Source organism: Variovorax sp. P2_H12 (assembly GCF_056403395.1).
In genome coordinates this window covers 52,000-73,318 of sequence record NZ_JBFUFO010000024.1, presented here as the reverse complement: position 1 = coordinate 73,318, position 21,319 = coordinate 52,000, and the positions used below count along the sequence as shown (strand labels likewise).

19 protein-coding genes and 1 tRNA gene are annotated in these 21,319 nt (G+C 67.4%); 10 read left to right on the top strand and 10 right to left on the bottom strand.

Translation table 11 applies throughout. The features are described from left to right. Positions 1–89 precede the first annotated feature (89 nt). Together ispD and ispF are read left to right on the top strand one after the other, a co-directional pair. Positions 90–800, top strand: a complete 711-nt coding sequence (gene ispD / locus AC1DYK_RS18775) for a 2-C-methyl-D-erythritol 4-phosphate cytidylyltransferase (protein ID WP_478087862.1) — start codon at positions 90–92, stop codon at positions 798–800. After that, positions 797–1,282, top strand: a complete 486-nt coding sequence (ispF, locus tag AC1DYK_RS18770; RefSeq protein ID WP_478087863.1) for a 2-C-methyl-D-erythritol 2,4-cyclodiphosphate synthase — start codon at positions 797–799, stop codon at positions 1,280–1,282. The genes ispD and ispF overlap by 4 nt, the downstream gene beginning before the upstream one ends. 125 nt (positions 1,283–1,407) lie before the next feature. Here ispF and gabD read toward each other — a convergent pair whose 3' ends face one another. From gabD to AC1DYK_RS18740, 6 genes are all read right to left on the bottom strand, one after another. Beyond that, the gene (gene gabD, locus AC1DYK_RS18765; RefSeq protein WP_478167672.1) at positions 1,408–2,871 is read right to left on the bottom strand and encodes an NADP-dependent succinate-semialdehyde dehydrogenase; all 1,464 of its coding nucleotides are present in this window, start codon (positions 2,869–2,871) and stop codon (positions 1,408–1,410) included. Between the two features lie 33 nt (positions 2,872–2,904). After that, on the bottom strand, positions 2,905–3,738 hold the full coding sequence (locus tag AC1DYK_RS18760) for an ABC transporter permease (RefSeq protein ID WP_478167671.1): 834 nt from the start codon (positions 3,736–3,738) through the stop codon (positions 2,905–2,907). 5 nt (positions 3,739–3,743) lie between these two features. Then, a complete protein-coding gene (locus tag AC1DYK_RS18755) occupies positions 3,744–5,003 on the bottom strand; it encodes an ABC transporter permease (RefSeq protein ID WP_478167707.1) in 1,260 nt (419 codons plus the stop codon). Between the two features lie 83 nt (positions 5,004–5,086). Continuing rightward, the gene (locus AC1DYK_RS18750; RefSeq protein WP_478167670.1) at positions 5,087–6,121 is read right to left on the bottom strand and encodes an ABC transporter substrate-binding protein; all 1,035 of its coding nucleotides are present in this window, start codon (positions 6,119–6,121) and stop codon (positions 5,087–5,089) included. 60 nt (positions 6,122–6,181) lie between these two features. Next, entirely contained in the window at positions 6,182–7,291 is a 1,110-nt protein-coding gene (locus AC1DYK_RS18745) for an ABC transporter ATP-binding protein (protein WP_478167669.1), read from the bottom strand. 31 nt (positions 7,292–7,322) lie between these two features. After that, a complete protein-coding gene (locus AC1DYK_RS18740) occupies positions 7,323–8,591 on the bottom strand; it encodes a 4-aminobutyrate--2-oxoglutarate transaminase (protein WP_478167668.1) in 1,269 nt (422 codons plus the stop codon). A gap of 118 nt (positions 8,592–8,709) precedes the next feature. Between AC1DYK_RS18740 and pdxR the strand changes: the two genes are divergently transcribed. After that, positions 8,710–10,215 (top strand): MocR-like pyridoxine biosynthesis transcription factor PdxR, encoded by a 1,506-nt coding sequence (gene pdxR, locus AC1DYK_RS18735; RefSeq protein ID WP_478156008.1) that lies wholly within the window; start codon positions 8,710–8,712, stop codon positions 10,213–10,215. Between the two features lie 31 nt (positions 10,216–10,246). On the opposite strand, the gene AC1DYK_RS18730 is transcribed toward pdxR, so the two are convergent. Both AC1DYK_RS18730 and ompR read right to left on the bottom strand, forming a co-directional pair. Beyond that, a complete protein-coding gene (locus tag AC1DYK_RS18730) occupies positions 10,247–11,686 on the bottom strand; it encodes a sensor histidine kinase (RefSeq protein ID WP_478167706.1) in 1,440 nt (479 codons plus the stop codon). A gap of 79 nt (positions 11,687–11,765) precedes the next feature. Then, positions 11,766–12,497: an osmolarity response regulator transcription factor OmpR gene (gene ompR, locus AC1DYK_RS18725; protein ID WP_028250078.1), complete on the bottom strand. Its 732-nt coding sequence runs from the start codon at positions 12,495–12,497 to the stop codon at positions 11,766–11,768. 171 nt (positions 12,498–12,668) lie between these two features. Here ompR and AC1DYK_RS18720 point away from each other — a divergent pair, with 171 nt between their 5' ends. Continuing rightward, a complete protein-coding gene (locus tag AC1DYK_RS18720) occupies positions 12,669–12,965 on the top strand; it encodes a hypothetical protein (protein ID WP_478167667.1) in 297 nt (98 codons plus the stop codon). Positions 12,966–13,032: 67 nt separating this feature from the next. Then, positions 13,033–13,722, top strand: coding sequence for an SIMPL domain-containing protein (locus AC1DYK_RS18715; protein ID WP_478167705.1), 690 nt, complete (start codon positions 13,033–13,035; stop codon positions 13,720–13,722). 25 nt (positions 13,723–13,747) lie between these two features. On the opposite strand, the gene AC1DYK_RS18710 is transcribed toward AC1DYK_RS18715, so the two are convergent. Continuing rightward, positions 13,748–14,518, bottom strand: a complete 771-nt coding sequence (locus tag AC1DYK_RS18710; protein WP_478090365.1) for a 3-hydroxybutyrate dehydrogenase — start codon at positions 14,516–14,518, stop codon at positions 13,748–13,750. Positions 14,519–14,767: 249 nt separating this feature from the next. On the opposite strand from AC1DYK_RS18710, the gene AC1DYK_RS18705 reads away from it, so the two are divergent. Then, a complete protein-coding gene (locus AC1DYK_RS18705) occupies positions 14,768–16,909 on the top strand; it encodes a RelA/SpoT family protein (RefSeq protein WP_478167704.1) in 2,142 nt (713 codons plus the stop codon). 48 nt (positions 16,910–16,957) lie between these two features. Then, positions 16,958–17,034, top strand: a tRNA-Val gene (locus tag AC1DYK_RS18700). A gap of 205 nt (positions 17,035–17,239) precedes the next feature. Here the strand turns inward: AC1DYK_RS18700 and gdhA are convergent. Continuing rightward, entirely contained in the window at positions 17,240–18,583 is a 1,344-nt protein-coding gene (gene gdhA / locus AC1DYK_RS18695; protein ID WP_478167666.1) for an NADP-specific glutamate dehydrogenase, read from the bottom strand. Positions 18,584–18,799: 216 nt separating this feature from the next. Between gdhA and AC1DYK_RS18690 the strand changes: the two genes are divergently transcribed. The 3 genes from AC1DYK_RS18690 to rimO all read left to right on the top strand — a co-directional run bounded on the left by AC1DYK_RS18690 (position 18,800) and on the right by rimO (position 21,284). Next, the gene (locus AC1DYK_RS18690) at positions 18,800–19,156 is read left to right on the top strand and encodes a hypothetical protein (protein ID WP_478167665.1); all 357 of its coding nucleotides are present in this window, start codon (positions 18,800–18,802) and stop codon (positions 19,154–19,156) included. Between the two features lie 122 nt (positions 19,157–19,278). Beyond that, entirely contained in the window at positions 19,279–19,839 is a 561-nt protein-coding gene (phaR, locus tag AC1DYK_RS18685) for a polyhydroxyalkanoate synthesis repressor PhaR (protein WP_478167664.1), read from the top strand. Positions 19,840–19,877: 38 nt separating this feature from the next. Then, a complete protein-coding gene (rimO, locus tag AC1DYK_RS18680) occupies positions 19,878–21,284 on the top strand; it encodes a 30S ribosomal protein S12 methylthiotransferase RimO (protein WP_478167663.1) in 1,407 nt (468 codons plus the stop codon). Positions 21,285–21,319: the final 35 nt, after the last annotated feature.

Sequence of the window (21,319 nt, the reverse complement as noted above, 5' to 3'; positions counted from 1 at the left end):
ATGCAGAACACCCCGCGCCGGTCGGCGAAGGGTGTGCGAAGCCCGATTCTAGAATGGCTGCCCCTTAGTCGCTGGCCGCCATTCATCCCATGTCCGCTTCCCGTCTTTTCGTCCTGATCCCCTGCGCGGGCTCGGGCAGCCGTGCCGGCAGCACCGGCCCCAAGCAGTACCAGCGGATCGCCGGCCGTCCGATGGTCGAGCACACGCTGGAGGCCTTCCGCGCCCTGGCCGGAACCTTCGCCGGCCTGGCGCTGGTGGTGGCGCCGGCCGATCCCGACGTCGGCATCGTGCTGCCGCGCTTCCCGGCCACGGGCGAACACCTGCTGCGGGTCGGCGGCGCCAGCCGCGCCGCGACGGTGCGCAACGGGCTGCGCTCGCTGCGGCAGCTCGGCGCCGACCCGCACGACTGGGTGCTGGTGCACGACGCCGCGCGCTGCCTGGTCACGCCGAGCCAGATCGAGGCCCTGATCGCGGCCTGCGAGCACGACGCGGTCGGCGGCCTGCTGGCCCACCGGCTGGCGGACACGCTCAAGGTCGCCACGCCCGAAGGCCGGGTGGCGAGCACGCCGACCCGCGCCGACAAGTGGCTGGCCCAGACGCCCCAGATGTTCCGCATCGGCATGCTGCTCGACGCGCTGGAGCGCAGCGGCGATGCGGTGACCGACGAGGCCAGCGCGATCGAGGCCATCGGCCTGGCACCGCTGTTGGTGCCGGGCAGCGCGCAGAACTTCAAGCTCACCTATGCGGAGGACTTCGCGCTCGCAGAGTCGATCCTGCGCAGCCGCCGGAGCACGTCATGAACGGTTTCGACATCCGCATCGGCGAGGGCTGGGACGTCCATCAGCTGGTGGCCGGCCGCAAGCTGATCCTCGGAGGCGTCGAGGTGCCCCACAGCACCGGGCTGCTGGGCCATTCGGACGCCGACGTGCTGCTGCATGCGATCACCGATGCGCTGCTCGGTGCTGCCGGGCTCGGCGACATCGGCCGCCATTTCCCCGACACCGATGCGCAGTTCAGCGGCGCGGACTCGTCGGTGCTGCTGGCCGAGGCTGCGCGCCGCGTGCGTGCCGCGGGCTGGCAGGTGGGCAACATCGACAGCACCGTGATCGCGCAGGCGCCGAAGCTGGCGCCACACATCCCGGCGATGTGCCAGCGCATCGCCGCCGCGCTCGGCATTGCGGTCGAGCAGGTGAACGTCAAGGCCAAGACCGCCGAGAAGCTGGGCCCGGTGGGCGAAGGCAGGGCGATGGAAGCGCGCGCCGTCGTCCTGCTGCACCGTTAGGCCGGCGCCTGCCTTGGGCAGCCAAAGGCGTCTGCGACCGCGGCCGCGACCTTGGCCCACGTCGCATCGTTCTGCAAGGCCGGGAATCGCTTCCAACGGTGCCTGCCGCTTTCACCAGGAAGAGTTCAAAGGCTCTTCAATCCGCCCATGCACAGGTACTTCACCACCACGTAATCGTCGATGCCATACGACGAACCTTCGCGGCCCAGGCCCGACTGCTTCACGCCGCCAAAAGGTGCCACCTCATTGGAGATCAGGCCGGTGTTGATGCCGACCATGCCGTATTCCAGCGCCTCGGCCACGCGCCAGATGCGGGCGATGTCGCGGCTGTAGAAGTAGCTGGCCAGGCCGAACTCGGTGTCGTTGGCCATCTGCACCACCTCGGCGTCGGTGCGGAAGCGGAACAGCGGCGCCAGCGGGCCGAAGGTTTCCTCGCGTGCCACCAGCATGCCGGGGCTGGCGTTGGCCACCACGGTGGGCTCGAAGAAGGTGTGGCCGAGTGCGTGGCGCTTGCCGCCGGTCAGCACTTTGCCGCCCTTGGCGAGGGCGTCGGCGATGTGCGACTCGATCTTGTCCACCGCAGCTTCGTCGATCAGCGGGCCCTGTTCGACCCCGGGCTCGGTGCCCGCGCCCACCTTCAGCGCCTGCACGGCCTGGACGAGTTTGGCGGCGAAGGCGTCGTACACGCCGTCCTGCACATAGAGGCGGTTGGCGCAGACGCAGGTCTGGCCGGCGTTGCGGTATTTGGAGGCGATGGCGCCGGTGACGGCTTCGTCCAGGTCGGCGTCGTCGAAGACGATGAAGGGCGCGTTGCCGCCAAGTTCGAGCGACAGCTTCTTGACGCTCGGCGCGCTCTGCGCCATCAGCAGCCGGCCGACCTCGGTGGAGCCGGTGAAGCTGAGCTTGCGCACGATCGGGTTGGCGGTCAGTTCGCCGCCGATGGCGCGTGCATCGCCTGTCAACACGCTGAACACGCCGGCTGGCACACCGGCCTCTTCGGCCAGCACCGCCAGCGCGAGCGCGGAAAACGGCGTGCTTTCGGCGGGCTTGAGCACCATGGTGCAGCCGGCGGCCAATGCGGGCCCGGCCTTGCGGGTGATCATCGCGGCCGGGAAGTTCCAGGGTGTGATGGCGGCGCAGACGCCGATCGGCTCCTTCACAACCAGCAGTCGCTTGTCATTCGCCGGTGACTGCAGCGTGTCGCCGTTGACGCGTTTTCCCTCTTCGGCGAACCACTCGATGAACGACGCGGCATAGGCGATCTCGCCCTTGGATTCGGCCAGCGGCTTGCCCTGTTCGGCCGTCATGATGGCGGCCAGGTCGTCGGCGTTCGCCAGCATCAGGTCATTCCACCTGCGCAGGATGGCGCTGCGCTCCTTGGCCGTCTTGCGGCGCCAGCCAGCCCAGGCGGCCTGCGCGGCCAAGATCGCGCGGCGGGTTTCGGCCGCGCCCATTTCGGGCACATGGCCGAGCACGTCGCCGGTGGCTGGGTTCGTCACGGCGAAGCTGGCACTGCTGTCGGCATCGCACCAGCGGCCGTCCAGGTAAGCCTGTTGGCGCAAGAGTTCCGGTTTGCGGAGTTTCAACATACAAATCCTTCAATCAAGTTGTGGGGCGCAATCTCATTCGCCGCGTTTGGCTGCACGACCGCGCAGCCATTCGAGCGCGAGCAGGAGGGAGGTAGAGAACAGGATCAGGATCGTCGCCAGCGCGGCAATCGTCGGGCTGATGTTTTCCCGGATGCCGGTGAACATCTGGCGCGGCAGCGTCACCTGCTCGGCGCCGGCCAGGAACAGCGTGACCACCACTTCGTCGAACGAGGTGGCGAACGCGAACAGCGCGCCCGAGATGACGCCCGGCGCGATCAGCGGCAGGGTGATGCGAAAGAAGGTGGTCAGCCGCCCCGCGCCCAGGCTCAGGCTGGCACGCACCAGGTTGTGGTTGAAGCCCTGCAGCGTAGCCAGCACGGTGGTGACGACAAACGGCGCACCGAGCGCCGCATGGGCCAGGATCAGCGCGGTGTAGCTGTCCGACAGGCCCAGCGGCGCGAAGAACAGATACATGCCGACGCCGACCACGATCACCGGCACCACCATCGGCGAGATCAGCACGGCCATCAGCAGGCCCTTGCCGCGGAACTCGGCCTTGCTGAGGCCGGTGGCTGCCAAGGTGCCGAGCACGGTGGCGATCAAGGTGGCGGCCGGTGCCACGATGAAGCTGTTCCTGGCCGCGCGCATCCACTCCTCGGCCTCGAACAGGTTCTGGTACCAGCGCATCGAGAAGCCGGCGATCGGGTAGGCCAGGAAGCTGCTGTCGCTGAAGGACAGCGGCACGATGGCCAGGATCGGCAGCACCAGGTACAGCAGCACCAGCGCGCACAGGCCACGCAGTGTGTAGTACCAGGCGCGCTCGGCCAGCGAGGTGTAGGGCGGGAAGGTGGGGAGCAGTGTGCGCATCGGGTTCACCTCACGTTCGCGTTGGCATTGGTCTTGGAGATGCGCTGGTAGACCGCGTACAGCACCAGCGTGGCCACCAGCAGCAGGGCACCGAGCGCGCAGGCCATGCCCCAGTTGACGGCCTGGTTGGTGAAGTAGGCGACGTAGTAGCTCACCATCTGGTCGCCCGGCCCGCCGAGCAGCGCGGGGGTGATGTAGTAGCCGATGGCGGTGATGAACACCAGCAGCACGCCGGCGGCGATGCCGGCATAGGTCTGCGGCACGTAGACACGCCAGAACGCGGCGAACGGGTGGCTGCCCAGCGAGATGGCCGCGCGCTGGTAGGTTGGCGGAATGGCCTTCATCACGCTGTACAGCGGCAGGATCATGAAGGGCAGCAGGATGTGCACCATGGAAATGGTCACGCCGGTGCGGTTGAACAGCAGGGCCAGCGGCGTGTTCGTGACGCCCAACGCCATCAATCCGGTGTTGACCAGACCCGACTGCTGCAACAGCACCACCCAGGCGGCAATGCGCACCAGCACCGACGTCCAGAACGGGATCAGCACGCAGATCATCACCAGGTTGGCCTGGCGCGCCGGCAGGGTGGAAGCCCAATAAGCCAGCGGAAACGCGATCAGCAGCGCCAGGCCGGTGGTCAGCGCGCCGATCCACAGCGTGCGGCCGAAGATGTCGAGATAGATGGCGCCTTCGGGCGGAGCCTTGTGGATGTTGCCGAAGTTGTCCTGCTGCAGGTCGAGCGAGGCCAGCAGGAAGAAGGGCGTGGTGCGGCTGGCATTCTTGGCGATGGCCTGCCAGTAGGGCAACTCGCCCCAGCGCGGGTCGATGGCGATCAGGGCTTCCTTGACGTGTGCCGCATCACCGTCGACCGGCATGGCGCGCGCGGTCTTGGTGACCAGCGAGCGGTAGCCGCTGATCTCGTTGTTGAGCCGGCGAGCGAGTTCGCCCGCGCTGTTGCCCTGGCGGGCGGTGGCCAGGTCGGAGGCCAAGGCGCTGTAGGCGGCATCGGGCGGCAGGGCCTGGCGGTCCCACTTGGCGAGCACGGCCACGGTTTGCGGCAGTGCGTTCGGAATTTCAGGGCTGGACACGGCGCGCTGCAGCAGCGCGGCGATGGGCACGGCGAACACCACCAGCAGAAACAGCGCGAGCGGGGCGATCAGCGCGAGCGCTGACGCCCTTTTGCGCATCTCGGCGCGGCGCAACTCCTGCTTGAGCCGCCGCTGGCTGGCGGCGGTCGCTGTGGTGGGGGTGGGTTCGTCGTTCATGGTCGGGGCGGACGCGGCACCGCCCGGTGATGGCGGCAGGGCGGTGACGGCGTTCATCTTGGCAGTCTTGACAAGTGACCGGCTTACTTGGCAGCCCAGGCGGTGAAGCGCTGCTGCAGCTCTTCCCCGTGGTCGGTCCAGAAGGCGCCGTCGAGCAGCACTGCGTTCTTGCTGTTGGCCGGCGCGTTGGGCAGGTCGGCCAGGGTCTTGGCGTCGAGCAGCTTGATGGCGGCCTGGTTCACCGGGCCGTAGGCGATGTTCTTGGCATAGGCGGCCTGCTGCGCCGGCGCCACGCTGAAGGCGATGTACTCGAGCGCCAGGTCCTTGTTCGGCGTGCCCTTGGGGATGGCCCAGTAGTCGAGGTCATAGATGCCGCCGTCCCACACCACGTTCAGTGCCTTGCCTTCGCGGCGCGCGGCGTCGATGCGGCCGTTGAAGGCGGTGCTCATCACCACGTCGCCGGCCACCAGGAACTGCGGCGGCTGCGCACCGGCTTCCCACCACTGGATGAAGGGCTTGATTTCGTCGAGCTTCTTGAAGGCGCGGTCCACGCCTTCCTTGGTGGCCAGCACCTTGTAGACGTCCTTGGCGAGCACGCCGTCGGCCATCAAGGCGAATTCGAGGTTGTACAGCGCGGTCTTGCGCATGCTGCGTTTGCCGGGGATCTTCTTCACGTCCCAGAAGTCCTTCCAGCCGGTGGGCGCGGTCTTGAGCTTGTCGCTGTTGTAGGCCAGCACGGTGGACCAGACGAAGATGCCCATGCCGCATTCCTGCGGGGCTTCAGGGATGAAGCTGCTCTTCGCGCCGATCTTGCTGTAGTCGAGCTTCTCGTACAGGCCTTCTTCGCAGCCGCGCGCCAGGTCGCCGGTTTCCACTTCGACCAGGTCCCAGGTCACGCGCTTGGCCTCGACCATGGCTTTCACCTTGGCCTGTTCGCCGTTGTACTCAACGCCGACGATCTTGTTGCCGGTCTGTTTCTCGTAGGGCTGGGTGAATGCCACTTTCTGGGCATTGCCGTTGGCGCCGCCGAAGTTGACGACGGTCAGATCCTTGGCACTGACCAGGCCACAGGTCAGCAGCGCGGCGGCCGCGGTGGAGTAGAGGGTGAAGCGTTGCATGGTGAAAAGCCTTTCAGTTTTGGCGGGGGCGGGGGCGGGGCGGGGCGGGGGGAAGAGGACTCAGGAAAAGATGCGCAGGTGTTCGGATTCGAATGCGAGGGCGACCGGTTGCCCCGGTGCGAGACTCGCCAGCGCGGGCGTGTCGAGCGGCACCTTGACGAAGCATTGCGGCTGGTCGGCGAAGTCGCACTGCAGGCGTACGTGGTCGCCGAAATAGATCATGCCGGCGGCACTGCCGCGCAGGATGTTGCCGGCCGCTGCGGTGTCGGCTGCGTCCACCAGCCGCATGCGTTCGGGGCGGATGCTGGCGGTGGCCGCCTGGCCGGGCGTCGCTTCGCCGATGCGCATGCCGCGCAGCACATGGCCGCCGGGCAGGTTCAGCGTGCAGCGGTCGCCGTCGCGCTGGCCGATCTGGCCTTGCAGGCGGTTGCTGTCGCCGATGAAGCCGGCCACGAAGGCGTTGCCCGGCGTTTCATACAAGGCGCCGACGGGATCGATCTGCTGGATGATGCCCTGGTCGAACACGGCCACGCGGTCCGACATGGTGAGTGCCTCACCCTGGTCGTGCGTGACGTAGACGAAAGTCACGCCGAGCTGGCGGTGCAGCGCCTTGAGTTCGAGTTGCATGTGTTCGCGCAGCTGCTTGTCGAGCGCGCCGAGCGGCTCGTCCATCAGCACCAGCTGCGGCTTGAACACCAGCGCGCGGGCCAGGGCGATGCGCTGCTGCTGTCCGCCCGAGAGTTGCGCGGGGAAACGTTCGCCGAAAGCTTCCATGCGCACCATCTGCAAGGCTTCGTGCACCTGGCGCTGGCGCGCGTCGCCGCCGATGCCGCGCACCTGCAGCGGGTAGCCCACGTTTTGGGCTACCGTCATGTGCGGGAACAGCGCGTAGTTCTGGAACACCATGCCGATGTTGCGCTTGTGCGGCGGCACGCGGTTGAGCAGCTTGCCGTCGAGCCGGATCTCGCCGCTGGTGGGGAATTCGAACCCGGCCAGCATCATCAGGCAGGTGGTCTTGCCCGAACCCGAAGGGCCGAGCAGGGTAAGGAATTCACCACGGTAGATGTCCAGGTCGAGCTGTTTGACGACCAGGTGTTCTCCATCGTAGGTCTTCTTCACGCCACGGAAGCTGACGAGGACGTCGTTGTCGCTGTGGTTGTCGTTGCGCATGATGGTGGGTTCCAGCGGGGGGTGGTTGGCTTCAGGCTTGGCGCAGCGCGTCTTCCAGGATGTCCAGCGCCTCGTCGAAGATGGTGTCGGCAATGGTCAGCGGAAACAGGAAACGGATCACGTTGCCGTAGGTGCCGCAGCTCAGCAATAGCAGGCCATGGGCCAGCGCGTGTGACTGCACCTTGCGCAGGAATTCGACGTCGGGCTCGCCGGTGGTCGGGTGGCTGAACTCCACCGCCACCATGGCGCCGGGGCCGCGCACGTCGGTGATCTGCGGCACTTCCTTGCGGATGCGGTTGAGCCGGGCCTTGAGCTTTTCGCCAAGGCCTTGCGCACGCTCGGCCAGTCGTTCCTCGGCGATCACGTCGAGCACGGCATGCGCCGCGGCCACCGCCAGCGGGTTGCCCGCATAGGTGCCGCCCAGGCCGCCAGGCTGCGCTGCGTCCATCAGTTCGGCGCGGCCGCACACCGCCGACAGCGGCATGCCGCCGGCCAGGCTCTTGGCCAGCGTCATCAGGTCGGGCAGCACGTCAAAGTGCTCCATGGCGAACAGTTTGCCGGTGCGGGCAAAGCCGGTCTGCACCTCGTCGGCGATCAGCAGGATGCCGTACTGGTCGCACACCGCGCGCAGGGCGCGCATGAACTCGGGCGGCACCATGTAGAAGCCGCCTTCGCCCTGCACCGGCTCGATGATGATGGCTGCCACGCGGGCAGCGTCGATGTCGGCCTTGAACAGCTGCTGCAGGGCCTTCAGTGCCGCGTCCACCGTCACGCCGTGCAGCGCGTTCGGGAAGGGCAGGTGGTAGATGTCGCCGGGGAAGGGGCCGAAGCCGACCTTGTAGGGGGCGACTTTGCCGGTCAGCGCCATGCCGAGCATGGTGCGGCCATGGAAGCCGCCGCCGAAGGCGATCACGCCGGGACGGCCGGTGGCGGCACGGGCGATCTTCACCGCGTTTTCCACCGCCTCGGCGCCGGTGCTGAAGAACGCGGTCTTCTTGGCATGGCTGCCGGGTGTGACGCTGTTGATGCGCTCGGCCAGTTCTACATACGAGGCGTAGGGCACGATCTGGTAGGCGGTGTGGGTGAAACGGTCGAGCTGCGCGCGGATCGCGGCGACCACTTTCGGATGGCGGTGGCCGGTGTTGAGCACGGCGATGCCGGCGCTGAAGTCGATGTAGCGGCGGCCTTCCACGTCCCACAGCTCGGCGTTCTCGGCGCGGTCGGCGTAGAAGTTGCACATCACGCCCACGCCGCGCGGGGTGGCGGCGTCTTTGCGTTGTTGCAGTGTCTGGTTGTTCATTGGGTGGTCCTCGGTTCGGCTGGCATCGGTTGAAGCGTGGCCGGAGTGTCGAGACTTTCGGTCCTATACTGAAGAACCATTTGATGCATTCTCATGGAACCACTTTCTAGGGGTAAGCATGGACTCCATCCTGTCCGATTGGCTGCTTGAACATCTTGACACCGCTGCCGAGGAGCCGGCCTACCGCCAGTTGTTCCGCCTGCTTCAGCAGGCCATCCTCTCCGGGCGGCTGGCCGCCGGTGCCAAGTTGCCGTCCTCGCGCACATTGGGTGCCGATCTCTCGATTGCGCGCAACACCGTGATCCAGGTCTACGAGCAACTGCTGGCCGAGGGTTACGTCGAAACCCAAAGTGGCAGCGGCACCTATGTGGCCGACACCACGCCCGACCGCGTGGACGAAGGCCCGGCCGGCGCGCCGCGCCGCGCCGTGCGCGACCGCCACCGCCTGTCGGCGCGCGGCAAGCGCACCATCGAACTCAGCGGCGTGTCCAAGCAGCAGTGGGGCGCCTTCATGCCCGGCGTGCCGGACGTGACCGAGTTCCCGCTCAAGTCATGGAACCGCCTGCAAAGCCGCATCTGGCGCAACCCCAAGCCCGAACTCATGACCTACGCGCCCGGTGGCGGCTACCGGCCTCTGCGCCGCGCCCTGGCCGACTATCTGCGCGTGGCCCGCTCGGCCAACTGCCAGCCCGAGCAGATCGTCATCACCACCGGCATCCACCAGTCGGTGGACCTGGCGGTACGCCTGCTCTGCGACGTGGGCGACCAGGTGTGGATCGAGGAGCCGTGTTACTGGGGGCTGCGCGGCATCCTGCTGTCGTCCGGGCTGAAGCTGACGCCGATCCCGGTCGATGGCGAGGGCATCAACCCCGACGCGAAACACCTGGCGCGCCCGCCGCGGCTGATCATCTGCACGCCTTCGCACCAGTACCCGCTGGGCATGGTGATGAGCCTGGCGCGGCGGCGCATGCTGCTGGAGTACGCGCGCCTGCACAACTGCTGGATCATCGAGGACGACTACGACAGCGAATTCCGCTTCGGCATCCGCCCGCTGGCCTCGTTGCAGGGGCTGGACAACAACGGCCAGGTGATCTACCTCAGTAGTTTCAGCAAGACCCTGTTTCCCGGCATGCGCGTGGGCTACATGGCGGTGCCGGCGCCGCTGGCCGACCTGTTCTCGCTCGGCCTGGCCGAGCTCTACCGCGAAGGCCAGCTGATGCAGCAGGCGGTGCTGGCGGAGTTCATCAACGAGGGTTACCTCACCTCGCATATCCGGCGCATGCGCGGCCTATACGCCGAGCGGCGCAGCCTGCTGATCGCCGCCGTCGAGCGCCGCTTCGGCGAAGCCTTGCCGGTGATGGGCGACGAGGCTGGCCTGCATCTGGTGCTGGGCCTGCCGCAGCTGCGCGACGACTGGGCGGTGTGCCGCGAGGCCATGGAGCGCGGCATCATCGCCCGGCCGCTGAGCGCCTACTACAGCACGGCCAAGGCCGCCCAGGCCGGGCTGCTGCTCGGCTACGGCTGTGTGCCGAGCGAGAGGATCAGGCCGGCATTCGAGATCCTGGCCGACGTGGTGGAAGAAATCAGCGGCGCGGCGCGCGAGCCGCGGCGCAAGGCGGCATGACACGAAGTGACGGAGCGTGGGGGCCAGCCCGTCAGGCCTTGTGGTTCGGCCCGGTCGCGGATCCCGGCTTGTCCTTGGCCGCCGCGGCGTCGGGCTTGACCGAGGCCGCGCGCGGCATCCGGATGTGGGCCGCCAGCCCGCGTCCCGGCGTGCTGGTGAGCGCGAAGGTGCCGCCCATGCGCTCGATGTTCTTGGTCACGATCGACAGCCCCAGTCCGGCGCCGGCCGCCGAGGTGCGCGCCACATCGCCGCGGAAGAAGGGCTTGCTCAGCTGCGACAGCATCGAGGGCGCGMCGCCGGCGCCGTGGTCGCGCACCTTGATCAGCACGGCGTCGTTGTGCGCCTGGGCCTGGATCATGATGTCGGCGACGCCGGTGGAAGGCGTCTTGCCGTAGCGGCGAGCGTTCTCGACCAGGTTGGAGATCACCCGCTGCAGCTCGACCTCGTCGGCCATCACCCGCAGGTCGGCCGGCACGTCGACCGTGATCTTGATGTCCTCGTGGTCCTGCACCGCGTAGGTGCAGGCGTCGATCACGTCGCGCAGCAGCACCGGCCGGAAGTCGACGTGGTCGGGCCGCGCGTAGTCGAGGAACTTGTCGATGATCGCGTCGAGCTGCGCGATGTCGGCCGCCATGTGGTCGCGCGCGTCCTCGTCGGCCACGCTCATCTCGGTCTCGAGCCGCAGCCGCGCCAGCGGCGTGCGCAGGTCGTGCGAGATGCCGGCCAGCATCACGGCGCGATCCTGCTCGATCTTGGCGAGCTGGTCGGCCATCCGGTTGAAGCCGACGTTGACCGCCCGGATCTCGTTGGTGCGGGCCCGTTCGTCGAGCCGGTGCGCCTCGTACTCGCCCTCGCGCACCTGCAGCGTGGCCTGCGACAGCTGCTTCAGCGGCCGGTTGATCAGCCGGGTGATCAACGCCGCGCCGGCCAGCGAGAGCGCCATCGTGGTCGCCAGCCAGATCATCCAGGTGCGGCGGTCGAGGCGGCTGAAGCGCGTCGGGTCGACCAGCAGCCAGTAGGTGTCGCTCTCGATCGTGAAGCCGATCCACAGGCCCGGCTCCTCGTTGACGCGGCTCGCGACGGTGGTGCCTTCGCCGAGCCGCGCGATCAGCTCCTCGGTCACCCGCTGGTCGAGCGCACCGCTGGTGTAGGGCATGAAGCGGTCGCCGGGCTCGCGCGGCAGGATCCGCACGCCTTCCTGGTCGGCCAGGGTCTTGATCAGCGACACGCGCGTGATGGCGTCGGAGTACACCAGCGCCGCGCGCGTCAGGTTCACCAGCGAGGCGATCTGGTGGGCGGTCTGGATCGCGCGCGGCTCGTACTCCAGCGCGCGGAAGGTCTGCAGCCAGGCCACCGTGCAGCCCACCAGCAGCAGCACCAGCAGGAAGAAGGTGCGCCAGAAGAGACTGAGCCCCAGGTGCAGCCGCTTCCTGCGCCGGCGCGCGCCGATGCTGCCCAGAGGACTCGGCAGCGTGCCCTGGGTGCTGTCCTCGAGCGGGCTGGGCTGGGTGGTCTGGGGGCCGATGCCTGCGGCCACGTCCGTCAGCGCTTCAGGTCGTGCCGTCCGGCACGAACACGTAGCCGACGCCCCAGACCGTCTGGATGTAGCGCGGCGCCGCGGCGTCGGATTCGACCAGTTTGCGCAGGCGCGAGATCTGCACGTCCAGGCTGCGGTCGAAGGGCTCGAATTCGCGCCCGCGCGCCAGCTGCGCCAGTTTCTCGCGCGACAGCGGCTGCCGCGGATGGCGGACCAGCGCCTTCAGCATCGCGAACTCGCCGGTGGTCAGCGAGAGTTCCTCGCCGTCCTTCTTGAGGGTGCGCGAGCCGAGGTCGAAGCTGAAGGGGCCGAAGTTCACGGTCTCGTTGTCGGTCGACGGGGCACCGGGCGCCTCCAGCGGCGGCCGCCGGCGCAGCACCGCATGCACCCGGGCCAGCAGTTCGCGCGGGTTGAAGGGTTTGCCGAGATAGTCGTCGGCGCCGACTTCGAGCCCGACGATGCGGTCGACGTCCTCGCCCTTGGCGGTCAGCATGATGATCGGCGTGCGGTCGTTGGCCGCACGCAGGCGGCGGCAGACCGAGAGGCCGTCCTCGCCGGGCATCATGAGATCGAGCACGATCAGGTCGACCGTGTCGCGCAGCAGGATGCGGTTGAGAGCCTTGCCGTCTTCCGCCACGATGACCTCGAAACCTTCCTGGGTCAGGTAGCGACGCAGCAGGTCGCGGATGCGTGCGTCGTCGTCGACGATCACGATCTTGTCTGTGCGAGCGGGAGCTTGATTCATTTTCACAACGCCGAATTTGTAACAGCGCCAATTCTGAAGCCGTTAAGGGTCCATTGGCCGGCTTTGGGGTAGGTGTTGACACTAAGTTACAAAACTTGCGGACGCTAGCGGTCGGGACGTCTGCGCCTTGCAAGGCAATGGCACAGTGACCTGTCGTCACCTTTTGTCGCCATGAAATCCAACTTCCTCGTGCTGTCATTGCTGCTTGCCTCCTGGGGCTTGCCGACCTGGGCCGGTCCCGCCGGGATGCTGGGCATGGGCAGCGCCCCCCGTGTCGAAGCGCGGGATGGCGGCGCCGGGCGGCGCCTGTCGCCCGCCGAGCTGGCGCAACTGCGCCAGCAGGTGCGCCAGCAGTGGGCGCCGGCGCCGGAAGTCGTGCGGTCGGCAGAATCGCAGCCGGCGGAGCGCATGATGCCGGTCGCGCCGTCCAAGGGTGCGCTGACCACCCCGCGCAGCCAGCGGCCCTGAGCCGCGGCCCGTCGGGCCTTCTTTTTCTTTCATCCGAGGATTTGCTGATTTGAACAATGTCAAATGGATGGCGGCCTGTGCCGTCTTGATGGGCGCTGGCGCCGCCTGGGCCCAGGGCGTGACCTTGCCGCCGCCCCAGAACGTGCTTCAGCTGTCGGCCGATTCGACGGTCGAGGTGCAGCAGGACCTGCTGAGCATGACGCTCAACACCACCCGCGAGGCGGCGGATGCGGCGACGGTGCAGGCGCAGCTGCGCACCGCGCTCGACGCTGCGCTGGCTGAGGCGCGCAAGAACGCCCAGCCGGGCCAGCTCGACGTTCGCACCGGCAATTTCAATCTGGCGCCGCGCTACAGCCGCGATGGCAAGATGACCGGCTGGCGCGGGACGGCTTCGCTGGTGCTCGAGGGCCGGGACTTCCCGCGCATCACGCAGACCGCGGCCCGGATCAACACGCTGACGATCGCCAACATCGGCTTCGGCCTGAGCCGCGAACAGCAGGCGAAGACCCAGACCGAGGCGCAGGCCGTGGCGATCGACAACTTCAAGCAGCGGGCCGACGAGCTCGCCAAGCGCTTCGGCTTCAGCGGCTACACGCTGCGCGAAGTGGCGGTCAACGCCCATCTCGGCGGCCCCGTGCAGCCGCGCATGATGGCGATGGAAGCGGCGGCGAAGTCCGCCTCCGACGCCCCGGTGCCGATCGAGCCCGGCAAGGCCAACGTGGTGGTCAACGTCTCGGGCTCGGTGCAGCTGAAGTAGCCGCGGGCAGCCGGGCAGGGCGCGGCTACTGGGCGGTCCAGCCGCCGTCCACCTGCCAGGCGACGCCGCGCACCTGGTCGGCCGCCGGCGAGCACAGGAACACCGCGAGACCGGCCAGTTGCTCCACCGTGGTGAACTGCAGCGAAGGCTGCTTCTCGCCTAGCAGTTCGTTCTGCGCCTGCGCCAGCGAAATGTCTTCGCGCGCCGAGCGGTCGTCGATCTGCTTTTGCACCAGCGCGGTCAGCACCCAGCCCGGGCAGATCGCGTTGCTGGTGACGCCGGTGGTGGCGGTCTCGAGCGCCACCGACTTGGTGAGGCCGACGATTCCGTGCTTGGCCGCGACATAGGCCGACTTCTGCGCCGAGGCCACCAGGCCATGCGCGGAGGCGATGTTGATGATGCGGCCCCAGTTGGCTTCACGCATCGCCGGCACGGCCAGCCGTGTGGTGTGGAAGGCGCTCGTGAGATTGATCGCGATCACCGCGTCCCAGCGCTCCACCGGAAAGTCCTCGACCTTCGCGACATGCTGGATGCCGGCGTTGTTCACGAGCACGTCGACGCGGCCGAAGCGGCTGGCGGCGAACTTCATCATGTCCTCGATGTCGGCGGCGCGGCTCATGTCGGCGCCGTGGTGCTCGACCTTCACGCCGAGCGCGGCGATCTCGGACTTCGGTCCCTCCGCATCGCCGAAGCCGTTGAGAACGATGTTCGCGCCTTGGCCGGCGAGCGCTTTCGCGATGCCGAGCCCGATGCCACTGGTGGACCCCGTGACAAGCGCGGTTTTGCCTTTGAGCATGATGACAATCTCCGAATGAATTAGGATGCAACGAGCCCATTATCTTCATCGAGATTCCGCCCTTTCCATGATCGAGTCCGCCCTTTCTCACGTTCCTCGTGAAGCTCGCGGGCTTGCCGGACGGCAGTCGCATTCGAGGCGGTCGAACCCGTGAAGCGCGAACAGTCCAACCTGCACGCGTCCGCGCCGTCCGACTCGCTGGTGGTCGACTACCCGCTGTCCGCGGCGACCGCCGAGCGCGCGCCGGTGATGGAGAACATGCTGGCCCGCGCGCGCGCCTTCGCCGAGCCCCTGATCGCCGACGAAACGCTGGACACCGGCGAGAACACGCTCGCGCATGCCGATGCGGTGGCCGCGATCGTTCGCGCGATGGGCGGCTCCGAAGCCATGCAGGCTGCCAGCTACCTGGTCTATTCGTGCCAGCACCTGAACCGTCCGCAGGAGGTGATCGCCAAGGTGTTCGGCGACAACTTCGCGGCGCTCGCGGTCGAGACCACCAAGCTCGTGCACGTGCAAAAGCAGGCCCGCACGGCCGCCGCCAACGCCCATCTGGCCGACGGTGCCGGCACGCAGACCGAGAACGTGCGCAAGATGCTGCTGGCGTTCTCGCGCGACTTGCGCGTGGTGATGCTGAGACTGGCTTCGCGGCTGCAGACCCTGCGGCACGCAGCGGCCAGCAAGCAGCCGCTGCCCGAGAACGTGGCGCGCGAATCGCTGCAGGTGTTCGCGCCGCTGGCGAACCGGCTGGGCATCTGGCAGGTCAAGTGGGAAATCGAAGACCTGTCCTTCCGATTCCTCGAGCCCGAGACCTACAAGCTGATCGCGCGCCTGCTCGACGAGAAGCGCATCGAGCGCGAAGGCTATGTCGAGCAGTTGCGTGTCCGCCTCGAACGCGACCTGGCCGCCGAGGGCATCCAGGCCAAGGTGCAGGGGCGGCCGAAGAACATCTACAGCATCGTCAAGAAGATGCGCGGCAAGTCGCTCGACTTCGAACAGGTGTTCGACATCATGGCGCTGCGCGTCGTGGTGGCCGATGTCAAGGACTGCTATGCGGCGCTGGCCTGGGTGCACTCGCACTTCCAGCCGATCGACGAGGAGTTCGACGACTACATCGCGCGACCGAAGCCCAACGGCTACCAGTCGCTGCACACGGTGGTGCGCGACGTGGTCGACGGTCATGTCGGCAAGCCGATCGAGATCCAGATCCGCACCGAGCAGATGCACGACCATGCCGAGCACGGCGTGGCCGCGCACTGGGCCTACAAGGAGGCCGGCCACAAGGGCTATGCGGGCGTCTGGGCCAGCGGTGAATACGACGCCAAGATCGCGGTGCTGCGGCAACTGCTGGCCTGGGAGCGCGACCTCTCGGGCGGTCAGCGCGGCCAGGGCCTGTTCGACGACCGTATCTACGTGCTCACGCCCGACGCCGCGATCGTCGAGCTGCCGCAGGGCGCGACGGCGGTCGACTTCGCCTACACCGTGCACACCAGCCTGGGCCACCGCTGCCGCGGCGCGCGCGTCGACGGTGCGATGGTGCCGCTCAACACGCCGCTGCAGAACGGCCAGACGGTCGAGATCATCGCCGTCAAGGAGGGCGGCCCGTCGCGCGACTGGCTCAATGCCGACCTGGGTTATCTGGCCAGCCATCGGGCGCGCGCCAAGGTGCGCGCCTGGTTCAACGCGCAGATCACGCACGAGACCGTGGCGCGTGGCCGCGAGGCGGTCGAGAAGCTGCTGCAGCGCGAAGGCAAGACCGCGCTCAAGCTCGACGACCTCGCCTCGCAGCTGGGCTTCAAGTCGGCCGACAACCTGTTCGAGGTGGTGGGCAAGGACGAGTTCTCGCTGCGCAACATCGAGATGCTGCTGCGCCCGCCCGAGCCCGCGCCGGGACCGGATGACGGCGTCATCATCAAGAAGTCGCGCGGCAGCGAGCAGGCGGGCCGTGGCGGCGTGCTGGTGGTCGGCGTCTCGTCGCTGATGACGCAGCTCGCCAAGTGCTGCAAGCCGGCGCCGCCGGACGCCATCCGCGGCTTCGTGACCAAGGGCCATGGCGTGAGCGTGCATCGCTCGGACTGCAGCAACTTCCGCACGATGGCGGCGCAGAACGGCGAGCGGGTGATCGATGTGGAGTGGGGTGCGCCGAAGGGCGATGCGGGCTCCGTCTACGCCGTCGACATCGCGGTGGAGGCGGCCGACCGGCAGGGCCTGCTGCGTGACATCTCGGACGTTCTCGCGCGCGAGAAGATGAACGTGATCGGCGTGCAGACCCAATCGGTGAAGGGCACCGCATGGATGACTTTCACGATCGAGATCGCCGATGTCACGCGGCTCAAGCAGGTGCTCGGCGTGGTCGCCGCGGTGGCCGGTGTGCGTTCTGCACGACGCCGCTGAAAAGTGCCCAAATAGCCTGCTATACTTCGGCCTCTCGAATACAACCTCAGGCGCGTAGCTCAGCTGGTTAGAGCACCACCTTGACATGGTGGGGGTCGTTGGTTCGAGTCCAATCGCGCCTACCAAATTTCCCCTCTGAAGAGAACCAGTCTTCAGGCCCACGGGGGAAATTTTTTTCTCTTCTCGGCAAGTCTTGCGGCTGCCGTCTCCCTGCTCCCAGCGAATCGCACAGACGCGCGTCGCCATGCGACGCACGGTCGCGCGACGCGTTATCCCGCGCTGCGGGCCCCACAGCCATCGCGGTGGCTGCGGGGCGGCCCGGCGCCGGAATCAGACCACGCCTTGCGCCAGCATCGCGTCCGCCACCTTGACGAATCCGGCGACGTTGGCGCCATCGACGTAGCTGACCGTGCCGTCCTCCCGGCGGCCGTGCCGCATGCAGTCCTCATGGATGTTGCGCATGATCGAGCGCAGTCGCGCATCCACTTCCTCGCGCGGCCAGGAAATGCGCATGGCGTTCTGGCTCATCTCAAGGCCGGAGGTCGCCACGCCGCCGGCATTGCTGGCCTTGCCGGGCGCGAAGAGCACGCCGTGGTGTTCGAAGGTCTCGATGGCGGCCATCGTGGAGGGCATGTTGGCGCCTTCCGCGACGCACAGCACGCCGTTCTTCACGAGCGTGGCGGCGTCGTCCTTGTCGAGTTCGTTCTGCGTTGCGCAAGGCAGTGCCACGTCGACCGGCACATGCCAGGGGCTGCGCCCCGGAAGGAACTGGGCCCCGACCTGTTCGGCGTATTCGCCCACGCGCCCGTACAGGTGGTTCTTCACCTCCATCAGCTGCGCCAGTTTTGCCGGCGTGAAGCCGGCCTCGTCGAAGACGGTGCCGCTCGAGTCGGAGACGGTCACCACCTTGGCGCCCAACGCCATGGCCTTTTCCACTGCGTACTGGGCCACGTTGCCCGAGCCGGAGATGCTGACGCGCAGGCCTTCGAAGCCGAGGCCCTTCTGCCGCAGCATCTCCTCGGCGAAGTACACCGTGCCGTAGCCCGTGGCTTCGGGGCGCATCAGCGAACCGCCGTAGCTCAGGCCCTTGCCGGTGAAGACGCAGTCGGCGCCGTTGCTGAGCTTCTTCACCATGCCGGCCATGAAGCCGATCTCGCGAGCGCCGACGCCGATGTCCCCGGCCGGAACGTCCCGATCGGCCCCGATGTGGCGGAACAGCTCGGTCACGAAGGCCTGGCAAAACCGCATGATCTCGCCCGGGCTGCGGCCCTTGGGGTCGAAGTCGGAGCCGCCCTTGCCGCCGCCCATGGGCAGGGTGGTGAGGGCGTTCTTCAGGGTCTGCTCGAAGGCGAGGAATTTCAGGATCGAGAGATTGACCGACGGGTGAAAGCGCAGCCCGCCCTTGTACGGGCCGATCGCCGAACTGTGCTGGACGCGGTAGCCGCGATGAACCTGGACTTGGCCGCTGTCGTCGACCCACGAGACCCTGAAGATGACGATTCGCTCAGGTTCGATCAGCCGGTCCAGCAAGCCGTGCTCGGCGTAGCCGGGATGCTTTTCGATGTGCGGCCACAGGCTCTTCATCACTTCGGCGATGGCCTGCAGATACTCGGGCTGGGCGGGATTGCGCGCTTGTGCGCAGTTCAGGAAATCTTCGAGCGACTTGTATTTCATCTTTTGGCGTAGTCCGGTCACGGCCTGGTGGAGGGAAAGAGACGGCGAAGTGTGAACGATGCGTCCGTCGGTACGAGAGCAAATGCCCCACAGCGAGGTCGGGTGTGCCGAGAGGGCCTATGGCATTCGGCGACTGCAAGTCCGACTTCAGTTGTGGTAACTTGATTGTCCGTCACCCCCCACAGCATCTGATCCAGTGAACCGATGAACACGCCCGTGGCCGAGTTAGATTCTTCGCTCGAAGAGCTCCGCATCGCAGCACTGGTGCGCCAGGCGCCGCTTGAATTCGCGCGGGTGGTCTACGGGCTCAACGACCGCGCCAATGGCCGAGCCGGCACCATGGCGGCCGAAGATGTCGCGCGCACGGTGCGCCAGGGCGTGCCCGTCACGCGTGAGCGGGCCGAGCAGCGGGCCCGCGCCTACCTGCCGCTGGCGGGGCAGGAGCATTGCCCGCGCTGCTGGGTCTTCAACGGCATCAAGAGCCCGCTGCATTACCGCGACGAGACCGACGATCGCCCCGAGTCCGGCAGCTGCAAGGTCTGCGGCGCGGAATACACGACCACGCTCGATTGAGGCGCCGCCGTCGCAGGCCGTCTTGGGGCGGCCCTGGCGGCTGCGTGCATTCACTGACTTCCCGGTCAGGGTAAACCTTGGCGCGGTGCAGCAAAGCCGCTCCCTAGAATTGCTCGCGCGCCATGGCGCCCAACCTGAAGGAGTTCCTAGTGCAGAGCAAGAAGTCCGGCGCCAAGCCGGTCCAGCGGGTGATCAAGAAGTATCCGAACCGAAGGCTCTACGACACGGAAACGTCCAGCTACATCACGCTCGCCGAGGTCAAGCGGCTGGTCATGGACAAGGCCTCGTTCGTGGTGCGCGATGCCAAGAGCGGCGACGACCTGACGCGCAGCATCCTGCTGCAGGTCATCCTCGAGGAGGAGGCCGGCGGGGCGCCGATGTTCACTGAGCAGGTGCTGGCCAGCATCATCCGTTTCTATGGCCAGACGATGCAGAGCTACATGGGGCCCTACCTCGAGAAGAACATCCAGGCGATGTCCGAGGTGCAGGCGCAGCTGAGCGAGAAAGCCGAAGGCCTGACGCCCGAGATGTGGTCCAGGTTCATGGCGATGCAGTCGCCGATGCTGCAGGGCCTGATGGGCAACTACGTCGAGCAGTCGAAGAACGTCTTCCTGCAGATGCAGGAGCAGATGCAGAAGAACACCGAGCAGGTTTTGGGCGCGTTCGGGCTGAAACGCCCCTGATTCGGCCCCGCCGGCCGATAGCTGGGACAATAGGGGATATGAGCGAAGTTGCCTCCCCTGAACGAATTGCCGCGCCTGCGGCCCCCAAAGTCGGCTTCGTGAGCCTGGGCTGCCCCAAGGCCCTGACCGATTCCGAGCTGATCCTGACGCAATTGAGCGCCGAGGGCTACCAGACCTCCAAGACCTTCGAGGGCGCCGACCTGGTGATCGTCAACACCTGCGGCTTCATCGACGACGCTGTCAAGGAGAGCCTCGACACCATCGGCGAGGCCCTGGCCGAGAACGGCCGGGTGATCGTCACCGGTTGCCTGGGCGCGAAGACCGGGGAGCAGGGCGGCAATCTGGTGCGCCAGATGCACCCGAGCGTGCTGGCGGTCACCGGACCGCATGCCACCCAGGAAGTGATGGACGCGGTGCACGCCAACCTGCCGAAGCCGCACGACCCCTTCATCGACCTGGTGCCGCAGGCCTTCGGCGTCGCGGGGCTCAAGCTCACGCCGCGCCACTACGCCTACCTGAAGATCAGCGAAGGCTGCAACCACCGCTGTACGTTCTGCATCATTCCGTCAATGCGCGGCGACCTCGTGTCGCGGCCGGTCGGCGATGTGCTGTCGGAGGCCAAGGCGCTGTTCGAAGGCGGCGTCAAGGAACTGCTGGTGATCAGCCAGGACACCTCGGCCTACGGCGTCGACCTCAAGTACCGCACCGGCTTCTGGGACGGCAAGCCGGTCAAGACGCGCATGCTCGAACTGGTGCGCACGCTGGGCGAGATCGCCGAGCCCTACGGCGCCTGGGTGCGCCTGCACTATGTCTACCCCTATCCGAGCGTCGACGAGGTCATTCCCCTGATGGCGAGCGGCCAGGTGCTGCCGTACCTCGACGTGCCGCTGCAGCACAGCCATCCAGACGTGCTGCGGCGCATGAAGCGTCCGGCCAGCGGCGAGAAGAATTTGGAACGCATCGCACGCTGGCGCGAGGTCTGCCCCGAGCTGGCCATCCGCAGCACCTTCATCGCCGGTTTCCCCGGCGAGACCGAAGAAGAATTCGAGCACCTGCTGAGCTTCATCCGCGAGGCGGAGATCGACCGTGCGGGCTGCTTTGCCTACAGCCCGGTCCAGGGCGCCGCGGCGAACGACATCCCGGGCATGCTGCCCGAGGCCGAGCGCGAGGCCCGCCGGGCGCGCTTCATGGAAGTGGCCGAGACCGTCTCGATCGCCAAGCTGCGTCAGCGCATCGGCGCCACGATGCAGGTGCTGGTGGATTCGGCGCCGGGCATGGGGCGCAAGGGAGGCGTCGGCCGGACCTACGCCGACGCGCCCGAGATCGACGGCATCGTGCGGCTGCTTCCGCCCGAGAAGATCAGCAAGACGCTCAAGGTGGGCGAGTTCACCCGGGCCCGCGTCGTCGGCGCCGAGGGACACGACCTGATCGCGCTGCCCGTCTGACCGCGATCTCGCTCGCTGGCGGTCGGGCCACCGCC

What these genes read in the sequence shown, in the direction of transcription:
- AC1DYK_RS18710 (WP_478090365.1), bottom strand. Translation starts at nt 14,518, where the DNA reads ATGCTCAAAGGCAAAACCGCGCTTGTCACGGGGTCCACCAGTGGCATC.
- AC1DYK_RS18720 (WP_478167667.1), top strand. Translation starts at nt 12,669, where the DNA reads ATGAAATCCAACTTCCTCGTGCTGTCATTGCTGCTTGCCTCCTGGGGC.
- AC1DYK_RS18760 (WP_478167671.1), bottom strand. Translation starts at nt 3,738, where the DNA reads ATGCGCACACTGCTCCCCACCTTCCCGCCCTACACCTCGCTGGCCGAG.
- ispD (WP_478087862.1), top strand. Translation starts at nt 90, where the DNA reads ATGTCCGCTTCCCGTCTTTTCGTCCTGATCCCCTGCGCGGGCTCGGGC.
- AC1DYK_RS18755 (WP_478167707.1), bottom strand. Translation starts at nt 5,003, where the DNA reads ATGAACGACGAACCCACCCCCACCACAGCGACCGCCGCCAGCCAGCGG.
- AC1DYK_RS18750 (WP_478167670.1), bottom strand. Translation starts at nt 6,121, where the DNA reads ATGCAACGCTTCACCCTCTACTCCACCGCGGCCGCCGCGCTGCTGACC.
- ispF (WP_478087863.1), top strand. Translation starts at nt 797, where the DNA reads ATGAACGGTTTCGACATCCGCATCGGCGAGGGCTGGGACGTCCATCAG.
- AC1DYK_RS18705 (WP_478167704.1), top strand. Translation starts at nt 14,768, where the DNA reads ATGGAGAACATGCTGGCCCGCGCGCGCGCCTTCGCCGAGCCCCTGATC.
- rimO (WP_478167663.1), top strand. Translation starts at nt 19,878, where the DNA reads ATGAGCGAAGTTGCCTCCCCTGAACGAATTGCCGCGCCTGCGGCCCCC.
- pdxR (WP_478156008.1), top strand. Translation starts at nt 8,710, where the DNA reads ATGGACTCCATCCTGTCCGATTGGCTGCTTGAACATCTTGACACCGCT.
- gdhA (WP_478167666.1), bottom strand. Translation starts at nt 18,583, where the DNA reads ATGAAATACAAGTCGCTCGAAGATTTCCTGAACTGCGCACAAGCGCGC.
- ompR (WP_028250078.1), bottom strand. Translation starts at nt 12,497, where the DNA reads ATGAATCAAGCTCCCGCTCGCACAGACAAGATCGTGATCGTCGACGAC.
- phaR (WP_478167664.1), top strand. Translation starts at nt 19,279, where the DNA reads ATGGCGCCCAACCTGAAGGAGTTCCTAGTGCAGAGCAAGAAGTCCGGC.
- AC1DYK_RS18745 (WP_478167669.1), bottom strand. Translation starts at nt 7,291, where the DNA reads ATGCGCAACGACAACCACAGCGACAACGACGTCCTCGTCAGCTTCCGT.
- gabD (WP_478167672.1), bottom strand. Translation starts at nt 2,871, where the DNA reads ATGTTGAAACTCCGCAAACCGGAACTCTTGCGCCAACAGGCTTACCTG.
- AC1DYK_RS18740 (WP_478167668.1), bottom strand. Translation starts at nt 8,591, where the DNA reads ATGAACAACCAGACACTGCAACAACGCAAAGACGCCGCCACCCCGCGC.
- AC1DYK_RS18715 (WP_478167705.1), top strand. Translation starts at nt 13,033, where the DNA reads ATGGCGGCCTGTGCCGTCTTGATGGGCGCTGGCGCCGCCTGGGCCCAG.